13 protein-coding genes and 1 other RNA gene are annotated in these 17,829 nt (G+C 70.4%); 6 read left to right on the forward strand and 8 right to left on the reverse strand.

What is annotated here, in order from left to right; genetic code table 11:
- Positions 1–56: 56 nt before the first annotated feature.
- From FHU36_RS28925 to FHU36_RS28935, 3 genes are all read right to left on the reverse strand, one after another.
- Positions 57–752, reverse strand: a complete 696-nt coding sequence (locus FHU36_RS28925; RefSeq protein WP_185086928.1) for a hypothetical protein — start codon at positions 750–752, stop codon at positions 57–59.
- A gap of 84 nt (positions 753–836) precedes the next feature.
- Complete coding sequence (locus FHU36_RS28930; protein ID WP_185086929.1) at positions 837–1,706, reverse strand: fumarylacetoacetate hydrolase family protein; 870 nt, start codon at positions 1,704–1,706, stop codon at positions 837–839.
- A 189-nt stretch (positions 1,707–1,895) separates the two neighbouring features.
- Positions 1,896–3,209, reverse strand: coding sequence for a hypothetical protein (locus FHU36_RS28935; protein ID WP_185086930.1), 1,314 nt, complete (start codon positions 3,207–3,209; stop codon positions 1,896–1,898).
- 253 nt (positions 3,210–3,462) lie between these two features.
- Here FHU36_RS28935 and FHU36_RS28940 point away from each other — a divergent pair, with 253 nt between their 5' ends.
- The 3 genes from FHU36_RS28940 to fxsT (FHU36_RS28950) all read left to right on the forward strand — a co-directional run bounded on the left by FHU36_RS28940 (position 3,463) and on the right by fxsT (FHU36_RS28950) (position 8,480).
- Positions 3,463–3,987 (forward strand): hypothetical protein, encoded by a 525-nt coding sequence (locus FHU36_RS28940; RefSeq protein WP_185086931.1) that lies wholly within the window; start codon positions 3,463–3,465, stop codon positions 3,985–3,987.
- A gap of 831 nt (positions 3,988–4,818) precedes the next feature.
- Positions 4,819–5,693, forward strand: a protein-coding gene (locus tag FHU36_RS28945; RefSeq protein WP_376774177.1) for an IS5 family transposase whose coding sequence is annotated in 2 segments (ribosomal slippage) — positions 4,819–5,164 and positions 5,164–5,693 — 876 coding nt in all. Because the reading frame shifts where the segments join, the coding sequence is not laid out codon by codon here.
- 270 nt (positions 5,694–5,963) lie between these two features.
- Positions 5,964–8,480, forward strand: a complete 2,517-nt coding sequence (gene fxsT, locus FHU36_RS28950) for an FxSxx-COOH system tetratricopeptide repeat protein (protein WP_185086932.1) — start codon at positions 5,964–5,966, stop codon at positions 8,478–8,480.
- A gap of 325 nt (positions 8,481–8,805) precedes the next feature.
- On the opposite strand, the gene fxsT (FHU36_RS28955) is transcribed toward fxsT (FHU36_RS28950), so the two are convergent.
- Positions 8,806–11,019 (reverse strand): FxSxx-COOH system tetratricopeptide repeat protein, encoded by a 2,214-nt coding sequence (gene fxsT, locus FHU36_RS28955; protein WP_185086933.1) that lies wholly within the window; start codon positions 11,017–11,019, stop codon positions 8,806–8,808.
- Positions 11,020–12,010: 991 nt separating this feature from the next.
- Here fxsT (FHU36_RS28955) and FHU36_RS28960 point away from each other — a divergent pair.
- Positions 12,011–12,433, forward strand: coding sequence for a site-specific integrase (locus tag FHU36_RS28960; protein ID WP_185086934.1), 423 nt, complete (start codon positions 12,011–12,013; stop codon positions 12,431–12,433).
- Positions 12,434–12,456: 23 nt separating this feature from the next.
- Positions 12,457–12,846, forward strand: a complete 390-nt coding sequence (locus tag FHU36_RS28965) for a tyrosine-type recombinase/integrase (protein WP_376774178.1) — start codon at positions 12,457–12,459, stop codon at positions 12,844–12,846.
- A 29-nt stretch (positions 12,847–12,875) separates the two neighbouring features.
- Here FHU36_RS28965 and rnpB read toward each other — a convergent pair.
- The 4 genes from rnpB to FHU36_RS28985 all read right to left on the reverse strand — a co-directional run bounded on the left by rnpB (position 12,876) and on the right by FHU36_RS28985 (position 16,281).
- An RNA gene (gene rnpB, locus FHU36_RS28970) (RNase P RNA component class A) lies at positions 12,876–13,262 on the reverse strand.
- Between the two features lie 165 nt (positions 13,263–13,427).
- A complete protein-coding gene (locus tag FHU36_RS28975) occupies positions 13,428–14,741 on the reverse strand; it encodes a bifunctional RNase H/acid phosphatase (RefSeq protein ID WP_185086935.1) in 1,314 nt (437 codons plus the stop codon).
- A complete protein-coding gene (locus FHU36_RS28980; RefSeq protein WP_185086936.1) occupies positions 14,738–15,478 on the reverse strand; it encodes a zinc ribbon domain-containing protein in 741 nt (246 codons plus the stop codon). Before FHU36_RS28980 ends, FHU36_RS28975 begins: the two co-directional genes overlap by 4 nt.
- Positions 15,479–15,480: 2 nt before the next feature.
- Positions 15,481–16,281: a Nif3-like dinuclear metal center hexameric protein gene (locus FHU36_RS28985; RefSeq protein WP_185087716.1), complete on the reverse strand. Its 801-nt coding sequence runs from the start codon at positions 16,279–16,281 to the stop codon at positions 15,481–15,483.
- Positions 16,282–16,392: 111 nt separating this feature from the next.
- On the opposite strand from FHU36_RS28985, the gene FHU36_RS28990 reads away from it, so the two are divergent.
- Entirely contained in the window at positions 16,393–17,826 is a 1,434-nt protein-coding gene (locus FHU36_RS28990; protein WP_185086937.1) for a flavin-containing monooxygenase, read from the forward strand.
- Positions 17,827–17,829: the final 3 nt, after the last annotated feature.

Genomic DNA, 17,829 nt, shown 5'->3' on the forward strand with positions numbered 1-17,829 from the left:
CGCATCCGGGCGTCGGTCCGCATCCGGGTGCCGGTCCGCACCCGGGCGGGCCGACGTCAGGGGGCGAGGGGCGCGGGGACGCCGTCGCCCCGCACCGCCGGCCGGTAGTACGCGGCCCAGCCCGCGTCGCCCATGCGCAGGACCTTCAGCCCGGTCCAGCCGAGCGCGGCGACGGGGACGATCCAGAACACCGCGGTCAGCGGGCCGTACGCGACCGCGAACGACCCCACGTACCCGAGGGTGGCCGTCGCCGGCACCCACCAGCCGACGAAGCCGGACCGCCACACGGCGACGAGGAGCAGCGGCAGGCCGAGGAAGCCGAGGAACATCCACGGGAGCTGGAAGCCGTAGACGACGCCCGGCAGGTTCATCATCTCGTCGAGGATCCGCTGCGTCTCCTCCGGCGGGTAGCGCCTGCCCAGCCACCACTCGACGGGGTCGCTGAGCAGCAGCCCGGACAGGGCCATGTAGCCGATCACGGTCATCGCGCCGGCCGCGTGCCCGAGCCGGGTGGCCCGGTGCCGGGTGAGATGGACCAGGCCGATGGCGGCGACGGCCATGAGCATCCAGCTCCAGTGGTAGAGCACCGACTGGGTCTGGGCGAGGGCCGGGTTGTCGCCGAAGCTGACCGCCTCCCTGTCGTCCCCCCAGGTGCCGGGGTCGACGACGACGGCCACCGCCTGCAGCAGCGGGGCGACGATGATGAGGATGCCGGCGCTGACACGGCGGAAGGTGACATGGTCGTTCAACACCTGGCAGAGGTTAGGCGCCCCCCGTACGGCGGTCGTCCCTCTGGGGGCGGACCGGGCGTCCGCCCGCAGGGGGAACCAGGGCGCTCAGCCCCGCATGGCGTCGGGTCCCTCCACCACCGTGCTCACCAGGGTGCCGATCTCGGCGATGGCGATGGTCACGATGTCGCCGGCCCGCAGCGTGAAGGGCAGGTCGGGCACCAGACCGGTGCCGGTGGCGAGGACGGCCCCGTCGGGGAAGGCGTCGGCGCGGAACAGGTAGCCGGCCAGCTCGTCCAGCCTCCGGTGCAGCTCGCGGGTGGACGCCTTGCCGTCCCAGGCCGTGCGGCCGTCGCGGGTGATGGTCAGCGTGATGTCCAGCGCGTACGGGTCGGCGACCTCCCAGGCGGGCCTGATCGCCGGCCCGACCGCGCAGGCGCCCAGGTAGATCTTCGCCTGCGGCAGGTAGAGGGGGTTCTCGCCCTCGATGGTGCGTGAGCTGACGTCGTCGACCACGGTGTAGCCGGCGATCTCGCCCGCGGAGTTCAGCACCAGTCCCAGCTCCGGCTCGGGCACGTCGACGGCGGAGTCGGCGCGGACGGCGATCCGGCCGCCGTCGCCGGAGACCTTCCAGGCCACCGACTTGAAGAACAGCTCGGGCCGTTCGGCGTCGTAGACCAGCTCGTACACGTCGGCTGCCCGCTCGCTCTCGGTCACCCGCGCCTCGCGCGAGCGCCGGTAGGTGACGCCGGCGGCCCACACCTCCATCCGGCCGTCCACCGGGGCCAGCCGGCGCACGGAGCCTGCCGGATGCCGTGGGCCGTCGGCCCGCTCGCACCGCTCGCGCAGCCGCTCGACCGGGGTGCGGAGCAGCTCGCCGATCGTGGCCGCCCCGGACAGCTCCACGATGTGCTCGCCGTTCTCGACGCCGATCGCGTCCGTGCCGGTCCGGGGGTGGGTGAATCGGACGATCCGCATGCGCGCTCCTGTCCTCATGTCCAGTGCGACAAGTACATCCCGGCCGCGGGGTATCCCGTCAAATCAGCCGGTACGCGACACGTTCGGCCCGCGCTGCAGGACCCGCGCCGTGTCTCGCCACCGCACTACGCCGTGCTGCCACCGCGGCGCCGCCGGCCGCCTGTGGGGCGCGGGGAACGTGGCGCGGGATCAGCCCGCCGTCAGGGTCTGAGCAGGTCCGCCGATTCGCTGCCAGGTGCCGGAGCCGGGGGACCAGCGCAGGATCTGCGAGCGGTCTTTGGTCAGGACGTACACCGCCCCCCGGCCGACCGCCACCTCCGCACCCGCTGCGCCGATGTCCTGCCAGCTCTGGGCTGCGACGCCGGGCGCCGGCTCCGTGAGGACGCGCAGCCGCTCGCGCGACGGGTCCGTGGAGAAGAGCCCGGCGGGGCCTCCATGCAGCTCCGCCGCCGGACCCACCGCATAGGCCCAGGGCGGCCACGGTGCCGCCGGATCGTCCGCAAGCCAGCGGTTGACCGCGGTGAGCTCCGGGGTGAGGCCGTAAAGGTGCCTGTCGGTGAGCGCGAACGAGGCTCCGGCTGTGCCGACGCCCTTCCAATCGAAGGGGCGGCCGGAATACCGGAAGATCCAGCCGTCCTCCGGACTCGTCGCGAACAGCCCTGGCTCACCGCCGTACAACCGCACCGCCGGGCCGCCGATCCTGGTCCACGACGTGCCCTGCCCGTTCCACACGTCAACGGACTGACTGTCGGTGGCGAGCCGGTAGACGTGTGCGCCGCTGACCGCGAAGTCACCGCCCGACTCACCGATGAGTGACCACCGGCCAGGACGGCCTTCGTACTTGTAGAAACGGTCGTCCGTCCCGGTCGCGAACAGACCGGCAGGCCCCGAGTAGAGGCGCTTCGCACCGTCACCGATCTTGGTCCACCCGGTGGCGTCCGAGCCGTCCCAGCGGAAGACGCCATGGCCACCCGGCCCCACGGCGAACACCTCGTCCCTCCCCAGAACACCTGGCCCGAGCAGCAGGCCGAGCACCGCGAAGACCGCGATCGCGGCGCCACCGGCGACGAGGATCAGGGGACGTGGACGGTGTCTCCCCGCGGGTGCCTGGTCGGGGTTCGCGGCCGGCCGGGCCCGCGCCGCTGCTGGTTCGGCGCTCGCCGGTGCCGTCGCAGGCGACGTGGGCTGCGGAACCATCGGCGCAGGTGCCTGGCGTGCTCCTTCGACAGCCGCCGCGTGCAGCCGGGCTGCGGTCTCCGTCTGAAGGTGACGGGTGCGTTCGTCGCGCGTGTGGTCCTGCACCAGCCGCTTCAGCAGCTCCAGCGGGATGATCTTCTGGCCTGAACGGTACTCGCCCCAGAGCGTCTTGCCCACGTGATAGCGCGCGGCGAGCTCGCGGACGGTCATCCCGCCGGTGAGCGTCAGCAGGAACTCCGCCAGCGCGTTCGCCTGCTGCGTGCTGCCACGAGGGCCGCCCTGGGGCCTGCCCACCCTGCGGTTCATCGCAGCCGCCTCCCCTCCGCTCCTTTCGCCGATGATCAATTCAACAGAACCCATTGTCCGCGGACAACTCATTGTCCGGATCTCACCAGCGATTTCGCGCCGGCCACTTCCGGACAACCCTCGGACCCGCCAGCCTCGGAGGTGCCGGGTGATCACCATCCGAGCTGTCCTGTTCACCGCGAGTTCCGCCGGACCACGCGCGGTGAACAGGCCCGCTGACCGTACAGCCACGCCACGGCGCAGGAGGAAATACGTGACCAGTCACGTCATCACGCGACTCGCCTCAACGACCCTGCTCGTCACCGTCCTCGCCGGGTTACCGGCGCCCGCCGGCGCCGCGACGAGCGGGTATACCCCCGAGCAGGTGTGCGGCAGCGGCTTCGGGATAGTGACGGGAGGCGCCCAACCGGTGACCGACCACACGAACTCCCTCCGCGGCCATGTCTACCTGCTCCACAACGCGCACACCGGGGAGCACTGCGCCGTCACCATCAAGTCGAGTTTCGTGGGCACGCCCACCGTGACCAGGGCGACCCTCCTCGTGCAGGGCAACTCCGTATTCGGCCCCGCCGTGTACGAGGACCAGGGAGCCTTCAAGTACTACGCGGGACCGGTGAAAGCACGGGCCAAGGGCCGATGCGTCACGTTCAAGGGAATGATCAGCAGCAGGCGCGCCGATGCAGGCGCTTCGGCGTACGGCATCCAGGCCTTCGGCGGTTGGACGACCTACGGCGACTGCGGCATGCAGGGGATGCGCCAACGAGCCAACCCCCGGTAAGGCCGCTCGACGCAACCGGCGTCGCGCTGGTCAGCGAGATGAAAGGGACGAGCCGGTCTGTAGGCCGGGCTCAGACGTCGCCCCTCTGTGACCTTGCACTTCTCCCTCGCACCCCATTTACGCTGGCTTTTTGCCTTTCGTCGTTTCGCGTCGTTCTGCCGCCTTTCTGGTGCTTCGGCGGAACAGAGACGGAACAGGAACGCGGGAAGCCTGGAGTCCCTCCTGGAGGCCGCTCCCCCATCCAGCCGGTCGCCGCGCTGGAGGCAGGGCCATGTCCAGATAGTCCGATAACACTCAACCGCGCGCCTCAATCGAGTTTCCGCGGTCCCTTCCGCAAGTAAGTAGCAAGCGGCCGGGGCCCGGTGACTCCAACACCGAACCCCGGCCTGTGACCCAGCAACCTGACTACACCAGGAGCCAGGCCATGAGCCCCCACCCGGGCGAGCGCGACCCAGGCCAGGACCGGCACACGGAGGCGGCGACGCGAACAGTAGACCATCACGAGCGACGACGATCACGCCGTCGGACATGGCGAGGTAGAGGATGGCCATGTCGTGCCGCTCGCCCAGGGCGATGGCCAGGCCGTAGAAGTGTGGGCTCGCCTACCCCGTGGCGCCAGCAATGTTGCCTGCGCCGGTCGGCATCCAGGTGGTTGTCTCGCGGCACAGCGTCCGGTGGCAGGTCCAGCGCAGCGCTGGTAACGGCGCTGTATTCGAAGCGTGCGGTATTCCTCTTGATCCGTCACTGATCTCCGAAGTACCAGCGGGTAGCGCCTAGGGCCTGTTTCAGAAGTGGACCACATGAGTGATCCACTTCTGGGATGATCTTGGGGTGGGTCGTGGGGATTTGACCGCCGCACAGTGGGCGGTCCTGGAGCCGTTGCTGCCGGTCGGCAAGAAGCCTGGCAGGCCGGCGAAGTGGACGAAACGACAGCTCATCGATGGGATCCGGTGGCGGATACGGACGGGTGCGCCGTGGCGGGACGTTCCTGCCCGATATGGCGAGTGGGAGACGGTGTACGGGCTGTTCCGGCGCTGGCAGCGGGACGGCACCTGGGCGCGGATCTTGAAGGAGCTGCAGGCCAGGGCGGATGCCAAGGGCCTGATCACGTGGGAGGTGAGCGTGGATTCCACGGTCACCCGTGCGCACCAGCATGCCGCTGGTGCGCGTAAAAGGGGGATCTGCAGGTAGAGCCGCCCGGGGGCGTCGATGTCGAGCCCGCCGACCATGGGCTGGGTCGCTCTCGGGGTGGGTTGACCACCAAGCTGCATCTGACCGTCGAGCAGGGCCAGAAGCTGTTATCGCTGATCATTACCGCTGGTCAACGCGGGGATTCTCCCCAGTTCCAGCCCGTGCTGGAGCTGATCGGTGTGCCCCGGCTGGGACCGGGACGCCCACGCAAGCGTCCCGACAAGGTCCGTGCCGATAAGGCGTACGGCTCGCGCGCCAACCGCGCGTACCTACGCCGGCGTGGCATCGCGTGCACGATTCCGGAGAAGGCCGATCAGGTCCGCCACCGCAAGAACCGGGGCAGCCGCGGTGGTCGGCCGCCCAAGTTCTGCAAGATCGACTACCGTGAGCGTCACGCCGTGGAATGCGGTATCAACCGGCTCAAACGCCACCGGGCCGTCGCGACCAGGTACGACAAACTCGCCGTCCGCTACGACGCCACCGTGACCATCGCCGCCATCAACGAGTGGCTGTGATCCACTTCTGAAACAGGCCCTAGAGCTGAACGCACTCGATCCGGCTACCCGCAGGTACCCTGCGCCAATTCTGCCTACGCCACTACGTCTCCTAGTCGACCCTCCGCTCCCGAACATGTCCCCGGGCGCCGGGTAGCGGAGTGAGAGTCCATGATTGCGGTTAGTGATCGTTTCGGAGCGGCTCAATGTGGAGCATCGTCGGCGACGGTGCCGCCAGCGGTCTTGACGCTCTTAAGGACACCCAGCCTCGTAGGTTCATACAGTGTAGTCATGGATCCCGTGGCCCTGGTGGGCACGCTAGCGGGAGTGGCTGCCGCGGTTGTCGCCGTGTTGCAGCTTCGGCGAACGCCACGCGAGCGCGATGCCCGTGTTCCTGCCGTCACCACCACCGCGCCCGTGCCGGTGTTGCTGGCCCCGACGGGCAAGTTCGGCGAGTTATACGGCAGGCAGGAGCTCCTCGCGGAGTTGGAGGAGTGCCTGATAGAGCCTGACGGCCGTTTTCACGTGCTGGCTGGGCTGGGTGGGGTGGGCAAGACGACGGTGGCTCTGGCGCTGGCCGAACGGGCACGGGAGCTGGGCTGCCTGGTGTGGTGGGTCAGTGCGACCGACGGTGCCTCAGTGACAGCGGCGTTGCTGGGGCTCGCTGGGGAGCTCGGAGCGCCGCTGGGTGAGGTGGAGGAGGCGCGGGCCGGTCGGCGGATCGCCGCCGACGTGTTGTGGACCAGGCTGGAGCGGAGGACCGGGTGGCTGCTCGTCCTCGACAATGCCGACGATCTGCACGCCCTCCAGGTGGCCGGTGCGCCGGTCATGGAGGCGACCGGGTGGCTGCGGCCGACCCAGTCGGGGCTGGTCCTGGTGACGAGCCGGGTCGTCGATGCCGGAGCGTGGGGGCGGCACGGCGCGCTTCACCCACTCGCGCCGCTGAGCCGGGACGAAGGGGCCCGGCTGCTGGTAAGCCTGGCCGCGCACGGAGGAACACCCGACGAGGCGGGAGCCCTCGCGGGTCGGCTGGGTGGTCTGCCGCTGGCTCTGACGCATGCCGGGCATCACCTGTCCTCACCGTTCTCAGCCGAGCAGACGTTCACCGCCTATATGACCGCGCTGGACGACCGGCTGCCCGAACTGCTTGGCGAAGGTAGTGAGGACGCTGTGGTGACGAGCACGTGGGAGGTGTCGCTGGACACCCTGGCCCGGCAGGGACAGGCACAGGCCCGGCCGCTGCTGCGAGTGCTGTCCTGTTTCGCGCCGTCGGTGGAGATCGATACCGGCTGGCTGGACACACGAGTGTTGTCCAAGGTGAGCGGCGGGGAGCGGAAGGTGCGGTCCGGGCTGGAGGCACTGCTCTCGATGGGCCTGGCGGAGACTCGCACGGTGCCGGGCTGGAAACGGCGTGGGCTGGTCGTCCATCCCCTGGTGGCAGCCGCGAGTCGGCTGCATGCTTCCCCGGAGATCACCCGGGCCGCCGTCGGGGTGGTGCACCGCGTCGTCTCGGGGTTGCGTGAGGACGAGCCCTCCGACTGGCCGGTGTGGCAGGGCCTGATGCCGCACCTGCGTGCCCTGCTCTGCCTGGCCCCTGCCGTCATCGAGGAGCCCGTCCTCGACCAGCTCGCCGATGTGGCCGTTCGCGGGGCGGCCGTGTTGCGGGGGATCGGCGCATACGTCGCGGCGGTGGAACTGGGTGCGCTCGCGCTTCGACAGTGCGACGTGCTGGGCGCGCGGCACAGGCGGGTGCTGGCACTGCGCCACCAGCGCGCGAGGTCCCGCGTCGACTTGGGCGACGCAGTCGCGGCCGAGGCCGAGCTACGTGAGGTCATCCACCTCCAGGAGGCGACGTTGGGCCCGCGACACTCCGACACGCTTGCCGTACGGCACAGTGTCGGGCACGCGTTGTTCGCTCAGGGACGCTACGAGGAGTCGCGCCAGGAGTATGAGAGCCTGCTGGAGGTCGAGAACGACGTCCTCGGAGCTGATCACCCCGACTCCCTGGCGACGCGGCATGAGATCGCGCGCGCCTTGGCGGCTTGCGGTTTGTTCACCGCGTCCGAGCGTGCCTGCAAGGATGTGCTGGCGGTCCGCACGCGTGTCCTCGGCCCCGAGCATCCGGACACGCTCACCACGCGTTTCCACTGGGTCCGCGCCATCGGCGAGCTGGGGCACTACGCCGAAGCTGAGGCGGGTTACCGGGATCTGCTTGCCGTACGCACGAGGGTCATTGGTGCGGAGCACCCGCTCACGCTGCGGACCAGGCTCAACCTGATGACCAACCTGGCCAGCCAGGGCCTTTTCGAAGAGGCCGAAGCAGGATACAGCGCTTTGCTGGTGCAACAGGTGCGTATTCTGGGGCCGGAGCACACGGACACCTTGCTGTGCCTGTCCAATAGGGCGTCGACACTCACGGACCTCGGCAGGCACGCCGAGGCCGAAGAGAGCCTGCGCAAGGCCCTGGACGTCTCCATCCGGGTGCGAGGTGTCGACCACGTGTACACCCTCGACATCAGATACGAACTCGGCCGGGCCCTTCTGGCCAAAGGCGAGCATCGCGCGGCCGAAGACGTGCTGCTGGCGGTGTTGCGTGACCAGACTAGAGTGGCGGGTGCCGACAACCCCCACACGATCGTCACTCGCCATGAGCTGGCGCGCCTCATGGCGAAGCAGGGGCGCACGGCCGAAGCTCGGGCCGAGTACATCATCGTCGTGGACAGCTCCCTGCGAGCTTACGGGCACGACCATCCCCTGACAGTGGTGTCCAGGACCGAGCTCGCGGCCTTGGAGCTCCTCACAGAATGATCTCTGTTGTGCTTTGATCTCAGCGGCGGCATAGAACTCGGCATCGGAATCTTGGTAGTGCTCCAGCAAGTCCAGCGCGTCTATCACCGGCTCGAAGGCCTCGGTGCTGGAGCGGAAGACTGCCGCCCGCAGCAGCTTGGGCCGGCTGTGACTTGCCTCGCTCTATATCGCCCTCTCTGCTTCGCTCCGTGTTGTCTCAGGGGTCGAATACAGCGAGCGGCCTTCGTGGGGGTGTGGGGATTAGTTCTAATCCCCACACCCCCACGAAATCCAGTGGCGCCGTCAGACCTACATGGCGGCTGGGGACACGTTCAGGAGCGGGGGCCTAGTCGCGGGCGGCGGCCGCGTCCCTCGCCCGCCCGGTCCAGTCGGCGAGGTCGTGCCGGGTAACCGACGTATCGGAGTGGTCGGCGCCCAGGACTCGCTCGCGGATGGGCAGCAGGGCGGCCAGTTGGTCGCGGGCGGCGACCGGATCCCCCGCCTGCCCCGTCCAGTGGGCGAGGCTGTGTCGGTTGGCCAAGGTGTGGGGGTGGTCGGTGCCCAGGACTCGCTCGCGTACGGGGAGCAGCGCTGCGTACTGGTCGCGGGCGGCGGCCGGGTCGCCCGCCAGCCCGGTGAAGCGGGCGAGGGCGTGTCGAACGGTTAGGGTTTCGGGATGTTCAGGGCCTTCAACGCGTTCGCAGATGGGGAGTAGGGCGGCGAGCTGGTCGCGGGCGGCGGCCGCGTCGCCCGCCAGCCCGGTGAAGTAGGCGAGCTGGTGCCATGTGTCTAACGTGCGCGGGTGCTCGGCGCCCTGGACGCGTTGGCGGATGGGGAGCAGGGCGGCGTACTGGTCGCGGGCGGCGGCCACGTCCCCCGCCAGCCCGGTGAAATGGGCAAGATTGTGTCGGGTCCTTAGGGTGTCGGGGTGCCCGGCGCCCTGGACGCGTTGGCGGATGGGGAGCAGGGCGGCGAGCTGATCGCGGGCGGCGGCCGCATCGCCTGCATCCCCTATCCAGTCGGCGTAGTCGTGTCGGGTCCTTAGGGTGTCGGGGTGTTCGGCGCCCTGGACGCGTTGGCGGATGGGGAGCAGGGCGGCGAGCTGATCGCGGGCGGCGGCCGCGTCCCCCGCCAGCCCGGTGAAGATAGCGAAATGATGTGAGGTCTCCAAGGAGTGGGGGTGGTCAGCACCCTGGACGCGTTGGCGGATGGGGAGCAGGGCGGCGAACTGGTCGCGGGCGGCGGACGCATCCCCCGCCTCCCCCGTCCAATAGGCGAGGTCGTGCCGGGCGGTCAGGGTGTCGGGGTGCTCGGCGCCGAGGTGTTCGGTGCGATGGTCGCACAGCTGCCTGGCCAGAGTGCGGGCGGTTCGGAAGTCGCCGGCGGCGCCGAGATATCTGGAGATTTCGAGGAGGCCATCAGACCCGGGAGGCAGGACGGTGAGGCCGTGCGGCAGCAGGCGCCGGTAATCAGGCCAGGCGGCAGGTACGTAGGGTGTGCCGGGCAGGGCCTGCTCCAGGATGGTGTTGGCGACGGCAGACCAGGCGTTGCGCTGGCCGTTGGTGAGCTGATCGAGGGTGACAGCCTGGACCAGGCGGTGCATCGAGACCAGCCCGCCATGCGGTCGGCTGATCAAGCAGTAGCGGCGCAGCGCGGCCATCGTGGTGTTTACCTGCAGGCGTCCAGCGGGGAGCAGACTCAGCTGTCTCTTGGCGCCCTTGCCATCACCGAGTTCGACGAGCGAGTCAACGGTGAGGTCGTCGAGTAAGCGGTGGTAAGGGATGTCCTCAGGCGCGTAGCAGGCCAGGAGCCGTAGCAGGGCGATCGCCTGCGGGTGGGTGGTGGTGAGCTGGTCGAAGGCGGCCTGCCAGGTGGAGGTGACCTTCTCGGCATAGCCCCAGGGCTTGCCCTCGGCGAGCAGTGCCGACCGGTGGCGGGTCAAGAGGTCGAGATAGCCGCTGGGGTCGGTGCCGGTTTCGGCCATGTAGGCGCCGGCCTGCTCCAGCGCCAGTGGCAGGCCGCCGAGTTTGGCCGCCACGGCGGCCGCCGCCTGCGCATCCTCGCAACCGCTGCGCTCCAGCAGGAAGGCGGTGGCCGGACCGGAGTCCAGAACGGGCAACTCCAGGCCGTGCGGGTCCGGCCAGCTCCCCGACCGGCTGGTGATCAGGACATGCCCGGAGCCGGTGGGCGGCAGGAGGCCGTGGAGGGCCTCGGCGTCGGGCGCGTTGTCGAAGATCAGCAGCCATCGACCAGGATGGGCGTCGAGTACAGCGTGCACCTGACGTACGGGATCAGCCCGGTCAGCCTGCTGCACGCCGAGGTGGGCGGCTAACTCGGCGAACGCGGCCGACAACACGGTGGGATCCTCGGCGGGCAGATGCCATGCCAGTTGGTAGTCGTGCTGGTAGCGGTGGCTGTATTCGGCTACCAGGCTAGTCTTGCCGATGCCGCCCAGGCCATGGACCGCCACCCAGTAGGGCAACGTCGAGGCGTTGGCCAGGCGGTCGTGCAGGCTGGGTAGCGTCTCATCACGGCCGACCAGGTGCAGCGGGCGTGGCATCAGGTGGAACGGTCGAGCAGGCGTCCGTGGCGCTGTCATGTCCGCTGGCTCCAGGGCCCTGCTCGGTTCCGGCGGTGAGGACGCGGGAGCGGAAGGCGGACGTCGTTGCAGCCATACCCCTAGCCCACCGAACAGCAGCCCGGCCACCATGCTGATCACGCTGGCGCGCTTGTCAAGCACGTCCAGCAGATCTGTGGGGAGGTCCAGCGGGTCAGCCACGAAGAACCCGGCCACGCCGGCCAGCAGCGTCACCAGGGCCGCCGTCCAGACCAGCACCCGCGGCCAGCGCCGAGGTCGTGGCTCACCCGGCTGAGGAGGAGAGGCCGTCACTCCTCTAGCGTGACGCTGCAACCACGCCCAGCGCGCATACGTCTCAAACCCGTTATCTCCCGCCGAGCATGTCTCGCTGAGCTCCGACTCGGTGGCTGTTCCATTCACGATGGACTCGTGCCGTGCTGTGAACCGCCTTCGCCACAGCCTTCACGGTCTCTGCCTGGGCCAGCGCGGTCTCAAGGTCTGGCCAGTCCCGCCGGGCGAAGGCCGAGTCGAGCCGCTCGTAGAAGCGGTGACAGAAGGGGCTATGCGCCCTCTGATCTGCGTCAACGGTGTCATCTGCTGGGATGACAATGGGATGACGCGGGCCAAGGGCAGGCCGGCTAACCTGGGCGAACAATTGTCATCGGGGTGGGTGACATTGGGCGACCACCGTTTTGTCGTCCCGGGAAGCCCGGTGTCACCGCCATTGTCACCCCTGCCGGTGACATCCATCAGCCCAGGTCAACATGCCTCTACGAGGCTTTTGTCGCCGTGTCATCGAAGACCTGGGAATTGACCGCGTACCGAAGTGACTTGCGCCCTCCCGTTGGGGCCGCCTCCATGAGTCGGAGATAGCCGTAGTCCTCCAGGAGCGAGAGCACGCGGGCGACGTCCTCTGCGGTGTCGAACCGCTTCTGTAGCCCGCGCTGGACCTGCCGCGCGGTGACCTCGGTGTGTGCTCAACACCCACATCTACTCGGCGTTCGGCGACCGGCGGATCGGCTCGCTCGCCCGTACCGACATGAAGAGCTTCGTCGCCACCCTGAAGGGCTCGCTCGCGCCCTCGACGGTCGGCACGGTCTTCGCCGTCCTGCGTGCGCTCATGCAGGCGGCGGTGGACGACGGCGTCGTCCCCGCCAATCCCTGCCTGCGGGTTCCACTCCCCCGGGTGGAGGCTCGCGTCGTGGAGCCTCTGCCGACCCAGTCCGTGCTGGCGCTCGCCGACGCCATCACGCCGAGGTACCGCCTGGCGGTCTGGCTAGGGTTCGGCCTCGGCTTACGGGAAGGTGAGGCGCTCGGCCTCACCGAGGCCAGGGTCGTCTCAAGCGGCGCATCCGCATCGAGCAGCAGGCGCAGAAGGGCGCTCTCGTCGAGCTGAAGACGAAGGCGTCGCGGCGGACCCTGCCCGTCGATGACGGCGTCCTGGCGGAGATCACGGGGCATATGCAGCGCTACTCCCCTGGGCCCGAGGGGGTGCTCATCACCAACCGCATCCGCAAGATCCCCCGGCGCTCCTCGTTCGGAGACTGCTGGCGCGAGGCCGTCGAGAAGGCCGGCCTTCCCAAGGGGACGCGGTTCCACGACCTCCGCCACTACTACGCCTCGACCCTGATCGCGGCGAACCTCAACCCGAAGAGCATCCAGCGCCGTCTCGGCCACGCGACCATCAGCGAGACGTTCGACACGTACGGGTACCTGTTCCCGGACGACGAGGACCTCGGACGCGGCGCGATCGACGCTAAGATCGAGAAAGACCTGGCGGAACAGAGCCGGAACAAGAAGGAAGCATGAACCCTCAGCCCCTGGCCAGAGGGGTGAAAGGGACGAGCCGGTCTGTAGGCCGGGTTCTGTCCTTCGTGCGAAGGGGCGACCATCCATCTAGGGCCGTCGTTGCCGGCGGCCTCAAGCGGTCTACCCGCGCGGCTCGGGCGGGCAGCCCTCAGGCGCCGCGCGCGGGTCGCTCCGAAGAGCGGCCCTTCTTGACCTTGCTCCGGGTGGGGTTTACCGAGCCGCCCACGTCACCGTGGGCGCTGGTGGTCTCTTACACCACCGTTTCACCCTTACCTCCCGCGAGCGGGAGGCGGTCTGTTTTCTGTGGCACTGTCCCGCGGGTCACCCCGGGTCGGTGTTACCGACCACCCTGCCCTGTGGAGCCCGGACCTTCCTCGGCGGGCCGTGAGGCCCGACGCGGTCGCCCGACCGGCTCGTCCACTGGGAAGGTTACCAGGACTCAAGCGATCTCCTAGCGGCGTGCAAGATCCCTGCGGTGGAATGCGGGTGTCCATCGCCTGAGGGGGGCGGTGGCGCAACGGCGGCCGTGCCCGGGTGCACCTTGGGTACGGCCGCCACCACGTTCGCCGGGGCGGACCGGGTCAGCGCAGGTGGGAGGTGTCGTTGAACGACTTCACCACGCTGCGGCCGTCGGCGTAGTGCTCGATCAGCGACAGGCAGGCCAGGTCGAGGTGCATCCGGTAGAGCGCCTCGGGCGGCGCCATCAGGGCGAGGCGCAGCAGCGTCTTGATGGGCGTCACGTGCGAGACCACCAGGACCGTCCGGCCCTCGTACCGTTCGACCAGGCGCTCCTCCGCCCGCCGCACCCGGGCGGCGACCTCGGCGAAGCTCTCACCGCCGGGAGGCGGGACGTCGGGGTCGGCGAGCCAGGCGTCCAGCTCGGCCGGCCAGCGGCGCTGGATCTCGGTGAACGTGTGACCCTCCCAGGCGCCGAAGTCGGTCTCCCTGAGGTCTTCGTCCACGTCGATGTCGAGGCCGGCGCTCCGGGCCACCGCCTCCGCGGTCTGCCGGGCGCGCTTGAGCGGCGAGCTGACGACGGCGTCGAGATGGTACGGCTCGCGGGACAGCCGCCTGGCCGCGGCGGCCGCCTGGGCGAGGCCGTTGGCGGTCAGCTCGGCGTCGCCCAGGCCGGAGAACCTGCGCTCGACGGACAGCGGGGTCTCGCCGTGCCGGAGCAGGAGGAGGGAGGTGGCCACCCGGGTGGGGGGCGCCCAGCCGGTGCCCTTGGCCTGGCCGGTGGCGCGCTGCTGGGCGGCGGCCACCGAGGCGGCGGGGCCGGAGAGGTCGGCGGCGAGAGTCCCGGGCGGCGCGGCCTCGGCGACGTCGAGCAGGTCTGTCTGCTCCGCCAGGCCGGGCGCACCGGCCGCGGAGAGGGTCGTGCCGGGCGTGGGGGCGCCCGCGGCGCCTCCGCCGGGGACGCCGGACGCGCCCGGAGTGCCGGTGCCCGAGGCGGTGGTGCCGCCGGCCTTCCAGGCGAGGCCCTTGGCGGCGGCGTCCATGGCCTCGTTCGCCAGGCGGTCGGCGTGGCCGTTGCGGTGGCGGGGGATCCAGGTCCATTCGGTCACCCGCAGCCGCCGGGCCAGCTCGCCGGCCTCCAGCGCCAGCGGTCGCAGCCCTTCGTTCTTGATCTTCCAGCGGCCGGCCATCTGCTCGATGACCAGCTTGGAGTCCATCCGCACCGCGACGGACGCGCCCTCGCCCGCGAGGTCGAGCACCGCCCGCAGCCCGGCGATCAGCCCTCGGTACTCGGCCACGTTGTTGGTCGCGACGCCGATCGCCTCGGCCGTCTCCGCCAGGACCTGCCCGTCGGCGGCGTCGCGGACCACGGCGCCGTAACCGGCGGGCCCCGGGTTGCCGCGCGAGCCGCCGTCGGCCTCGATGACGTAGGAGGTCACAGGCCCGACTCTGGGGTGCGGACGAGGATGCGCCGGCACTCGTCGCAGCGCAGCACCTCGTCGTGCGGGGCGGCCTTGATGCGGTTCATCTCCGCGATGGACAGGGCCACCTTGCAGCCCTGGCAGCGCCCGCCGTGCAGCATGGCGGCGCCGACGCCGTACTGGTCGCGCAGCTTCTCGTACAGCGCCAGCAGGTCGGCGGGGATGTCGGCGGAGACGGCCCCGCGGCGGGAGCGGACCTCGGCGGCCTCCTTGTCGATCTCGGCGAGCGCGGCGTCGCGGCGGTCCTCGGCGGCGGCGCGGGTGGCGGCCAGCTCGTCGCGCTGCGCGCGCAGGTCGGTGACCTTGCTGTCGGCGGCCTCGCGGCGTTCCATGATCTCCAGCACGACCTCTTCGAGGTCGCCCTGGCGGCGCTGCAGCGAGGCGATCTCCGACTGCAGGCCCGCCAGGTCCTTGGGCGAGGTCACGGCGCCGGAGTCGAGCCGCTTCTGGTCGCGGTCGGCGCGGGCGCGGACCGTGTCGACGTCGCTCTCGGCCTTGGTCTGCTCGCGGGCCAGGTCGCTCGCCTCGGTCTCCGCCTCGATCACCTCGGTGGCGAGCTTGGCGTAGCGCTTGGACTGCTCCTCGATCTCGGCCAGCTCGGGCAGGGTGCGGCGGCGGTGGGCCAGCCGGTCGGCAGCGGAGTCGAGCTCTGCCAGGTCGAGCAGTCGCTTCTGGGCCTCAGGGGCTGCTTTCATGATCAGTATCCTCGTGTCCAAGCATCGGTGACCGTGGCGGAGACGCGCGTCTCAACGGTAACGCCACCGTCGCGCAGGATCGACGCGGCGCTGTCGAGCCAGGGCCACTCGGTGGCCCAGTGGGCGGCGTCGACGAGGGCGGGACCGCCCGCCTCGACGAACTCGCTGGCCGGATGGTGCCGCAGGTCCGCCGTGAGGAACACGTCCACTCCGGCGGCACGGGCCGTGTCCAGCAGCGAGTCGCCCGCTCCCCCGCTGACGGCGACCCGCGAGACGCGGCGCGACGGGTCGCCGGCGACGCGGATGCCCCACGCGGTCTTCGGCAGCCCGGCGGCGGCCTGGGCCGCGAACTCCTCCAGCGTGGTCTCCGCGGGCAGGTCGCCGATGCGGCCGAGCCCGCGCCACGGGTCGTCGGGGAACGGCCGCAACGGCACCAGGTCGCCCACCAGCCCGACGGCGCGGGCGAGCGCGTCGGAGACGCCCGGGTTGGCCACGTCGGCGTTGGTGTGGGCGGTGTAGAGGGCGATGTCGTGCTTGATGAGGGTGTGGACGAGCCGGCCCTTGGGCGTGTCGGCGGCGACGGTCGTGGTGCCGCGCAGGTAGAGGGGGTGGTGGGTGACGAGCAGGTCGGCGTTCCAGGCGAGCGCCTCCTCGACGACGGCGCCGACCGGGTCGACCGCGAACAGCACCCGCCGCACGGGTGCGGCCGGGTCACCGCACACCAGGCCCACCGCGTCCCAGGATTCGGCCCGGGCGGGCGGGTAGGCCGCCTCGAGCTCCTTGATCACATCCGCCAGCGTCACTGCAGCCACCTGCGCAGACTATCGGGATCCGCGGGGGTATCGTCCGAACGGCGTTCGGTGTACCGTGCGGGCAGTTGCGCGGGCACCCTGACGTACCACCCGGAGGGCGGCATGGCACCCAGGATCGCGATCGTCGGAGCGGGGTTCGGCGGGCTGTGCCTGGCCATCCGCCTGCGGCGGGCGGGGATCGGCTCGTTCACGGTCTTCGAGAAGGCGGCCGGGCTCGGGGGCACCTGGCGGGACAACACCTATCCGGGCGCGGGCTGCGACATCCCGTCGCACCTGTACTCGTACTCGTTCGAGCGGTACGGGAGCTGGACGCGCCGCTACCCCGAGCAGTCCGAAATTTTGGCCTATTTAGAGCATTGCGCCGATAAGTACGACGTCAGGCGAAATATCCGCTTCAACACCGAGGTGGTGCGCGCCTCCTTCGACGGCGCCCGCTGGCATCTCGGCACGGCCGGCGGCGACAGCGAGACGTTCGACGCGGTCGTCATGGCAGTGGGCCAGCTCAACCGTCCCCGCCTCCCCGACATCCCCGGGATGTCCGGCTTCCGGGGCACCTCGTTCCACTCGGCCCGCTGGAACCACGATCACGACCTCACCGGCAGGCGCGTGGCGGTGATCGGCAGCGGCTCGTCCGCCGCCCAGCTCATCCCCCGCGTCGCCGAGCGCGCCGGCCATCTGACGGTCTTCCAGCGCACCCCCAACTGGGTGATCCCCAAGCCCGACGCCGCGTTCGGCCCGGCCGCCAGGCTGGCCTTACGCCTGGTCCCCGGCCTCCAGCGGGCGTACCGGGGCTGGCTCTTCCGCTACGTCGAGAACACCCTCTACCCCGCGCTCGCCGGGGGATGGAGCGCGGCCGTCCTGGAACGGCGTGCCCGCGCGCACCTGCGCGCCCAGGTCGCCGACCCGGAGCTGCGCGCCAAGCTCACCCCCGGCTACCCGCCGGGCTGCAAGCGTGTCGTCATCGACAGCGCCTTCTACCCGGCGCTCACCCGGCCGGACGTCGACGTCGTGACGGAGCGGATCGTCCGGATCGTCCCCGGAGGCGTCGAGACGACCGGGGGCACGCACGAGGCGGACACCATCGTCTACGCCACCGGCTTCCGGACCACGGAGTTCCTCGCCCCGATCGAGGTCACCGGCCGCGACGGCCGGGCGCTCGCCGGGCAGTGGAACGTCGGCGCCCACGCCTACCTGGGCATCTCGGTACCGCACTTCCCGAACCTGTTCCTGCTGTACGGCCCGAACACCAACCTCGGCCACAACTCCATCGTCTTCATGATCGAGTGCCAGGTGCGCCACATCATGGCCTGCCTGCGCGCGCTGCCGCGGCACGGCCCGCTGGAAGTGCGACCGGAGGCGATGGCGGCGTGGACCCGGCAGCTCGACCGCGCGATGGTGCGGATGGTCTGGGTGAACGGCTGCCAGAGCTGGTACAAGACGCCCGAGGGCCGCGTCACCAACAACTGGCCCGGCCCGGCCGCCCTCTACCGCAGGCTGACGGCCCGGCCGCCGCTGCCCGCGTACCGCCGAGCCTGAGCG

Origin of the sequence: Nonomuraea muscovyensis (genome assembly GCF_014207745.1) — a bacterium.
Taxonomy (GTDB): Bacteria; Actinomycetota; Actinomycetes; order Streptosporangiales; family Streptosporangiaceae; genus Nonomuraea; species Nonomuraea muscovyensis.

Coding starts and splice junctions, on each gene's coding strand:
- FHU36_RS28930 (WP_185086929.1), bottom strand. CDS start 1,706: ATGCGGATCGTCCGATTCACCCACCCCCGGACCGGCACGGACGCGATC.
- FHU36_RS28935 (WP_185086930.1), bottom strand. CDS start 3,209: ATGAACCGCAGGGTGGGCAGGCCCCAGGGCGGCCCTCGTGGCAGCACG.
- fxsT (WP_185086932.1), top strand. CDS start 5,964: ATGGATCCCGTGGCCCTGGTGGGCACGCTAGCGGGAGTGGCTGCCGCG.
- fxsT (WP_185086933.1), bottom strand. CDS start 11,019: ATGCCACGCCCGCTGCACCTGGTCGGCCGTGATGAGACGCTACCCAGC.
- FHU36_RS28980 (WP_185086936.1), bottom strand. CDS start 15,478: ATGAAAGCAGCCCCTGAGGCCCAGAAGCGACTGCTCGACCTGGCAGAG.
- FHU36_RS28990 (WP_185086937.1), top strand. CDS start 16,393: ATGGCACCCAGGATCGCGATCGTCGGAGCGGGGTTCGGCGGGCTGTGC.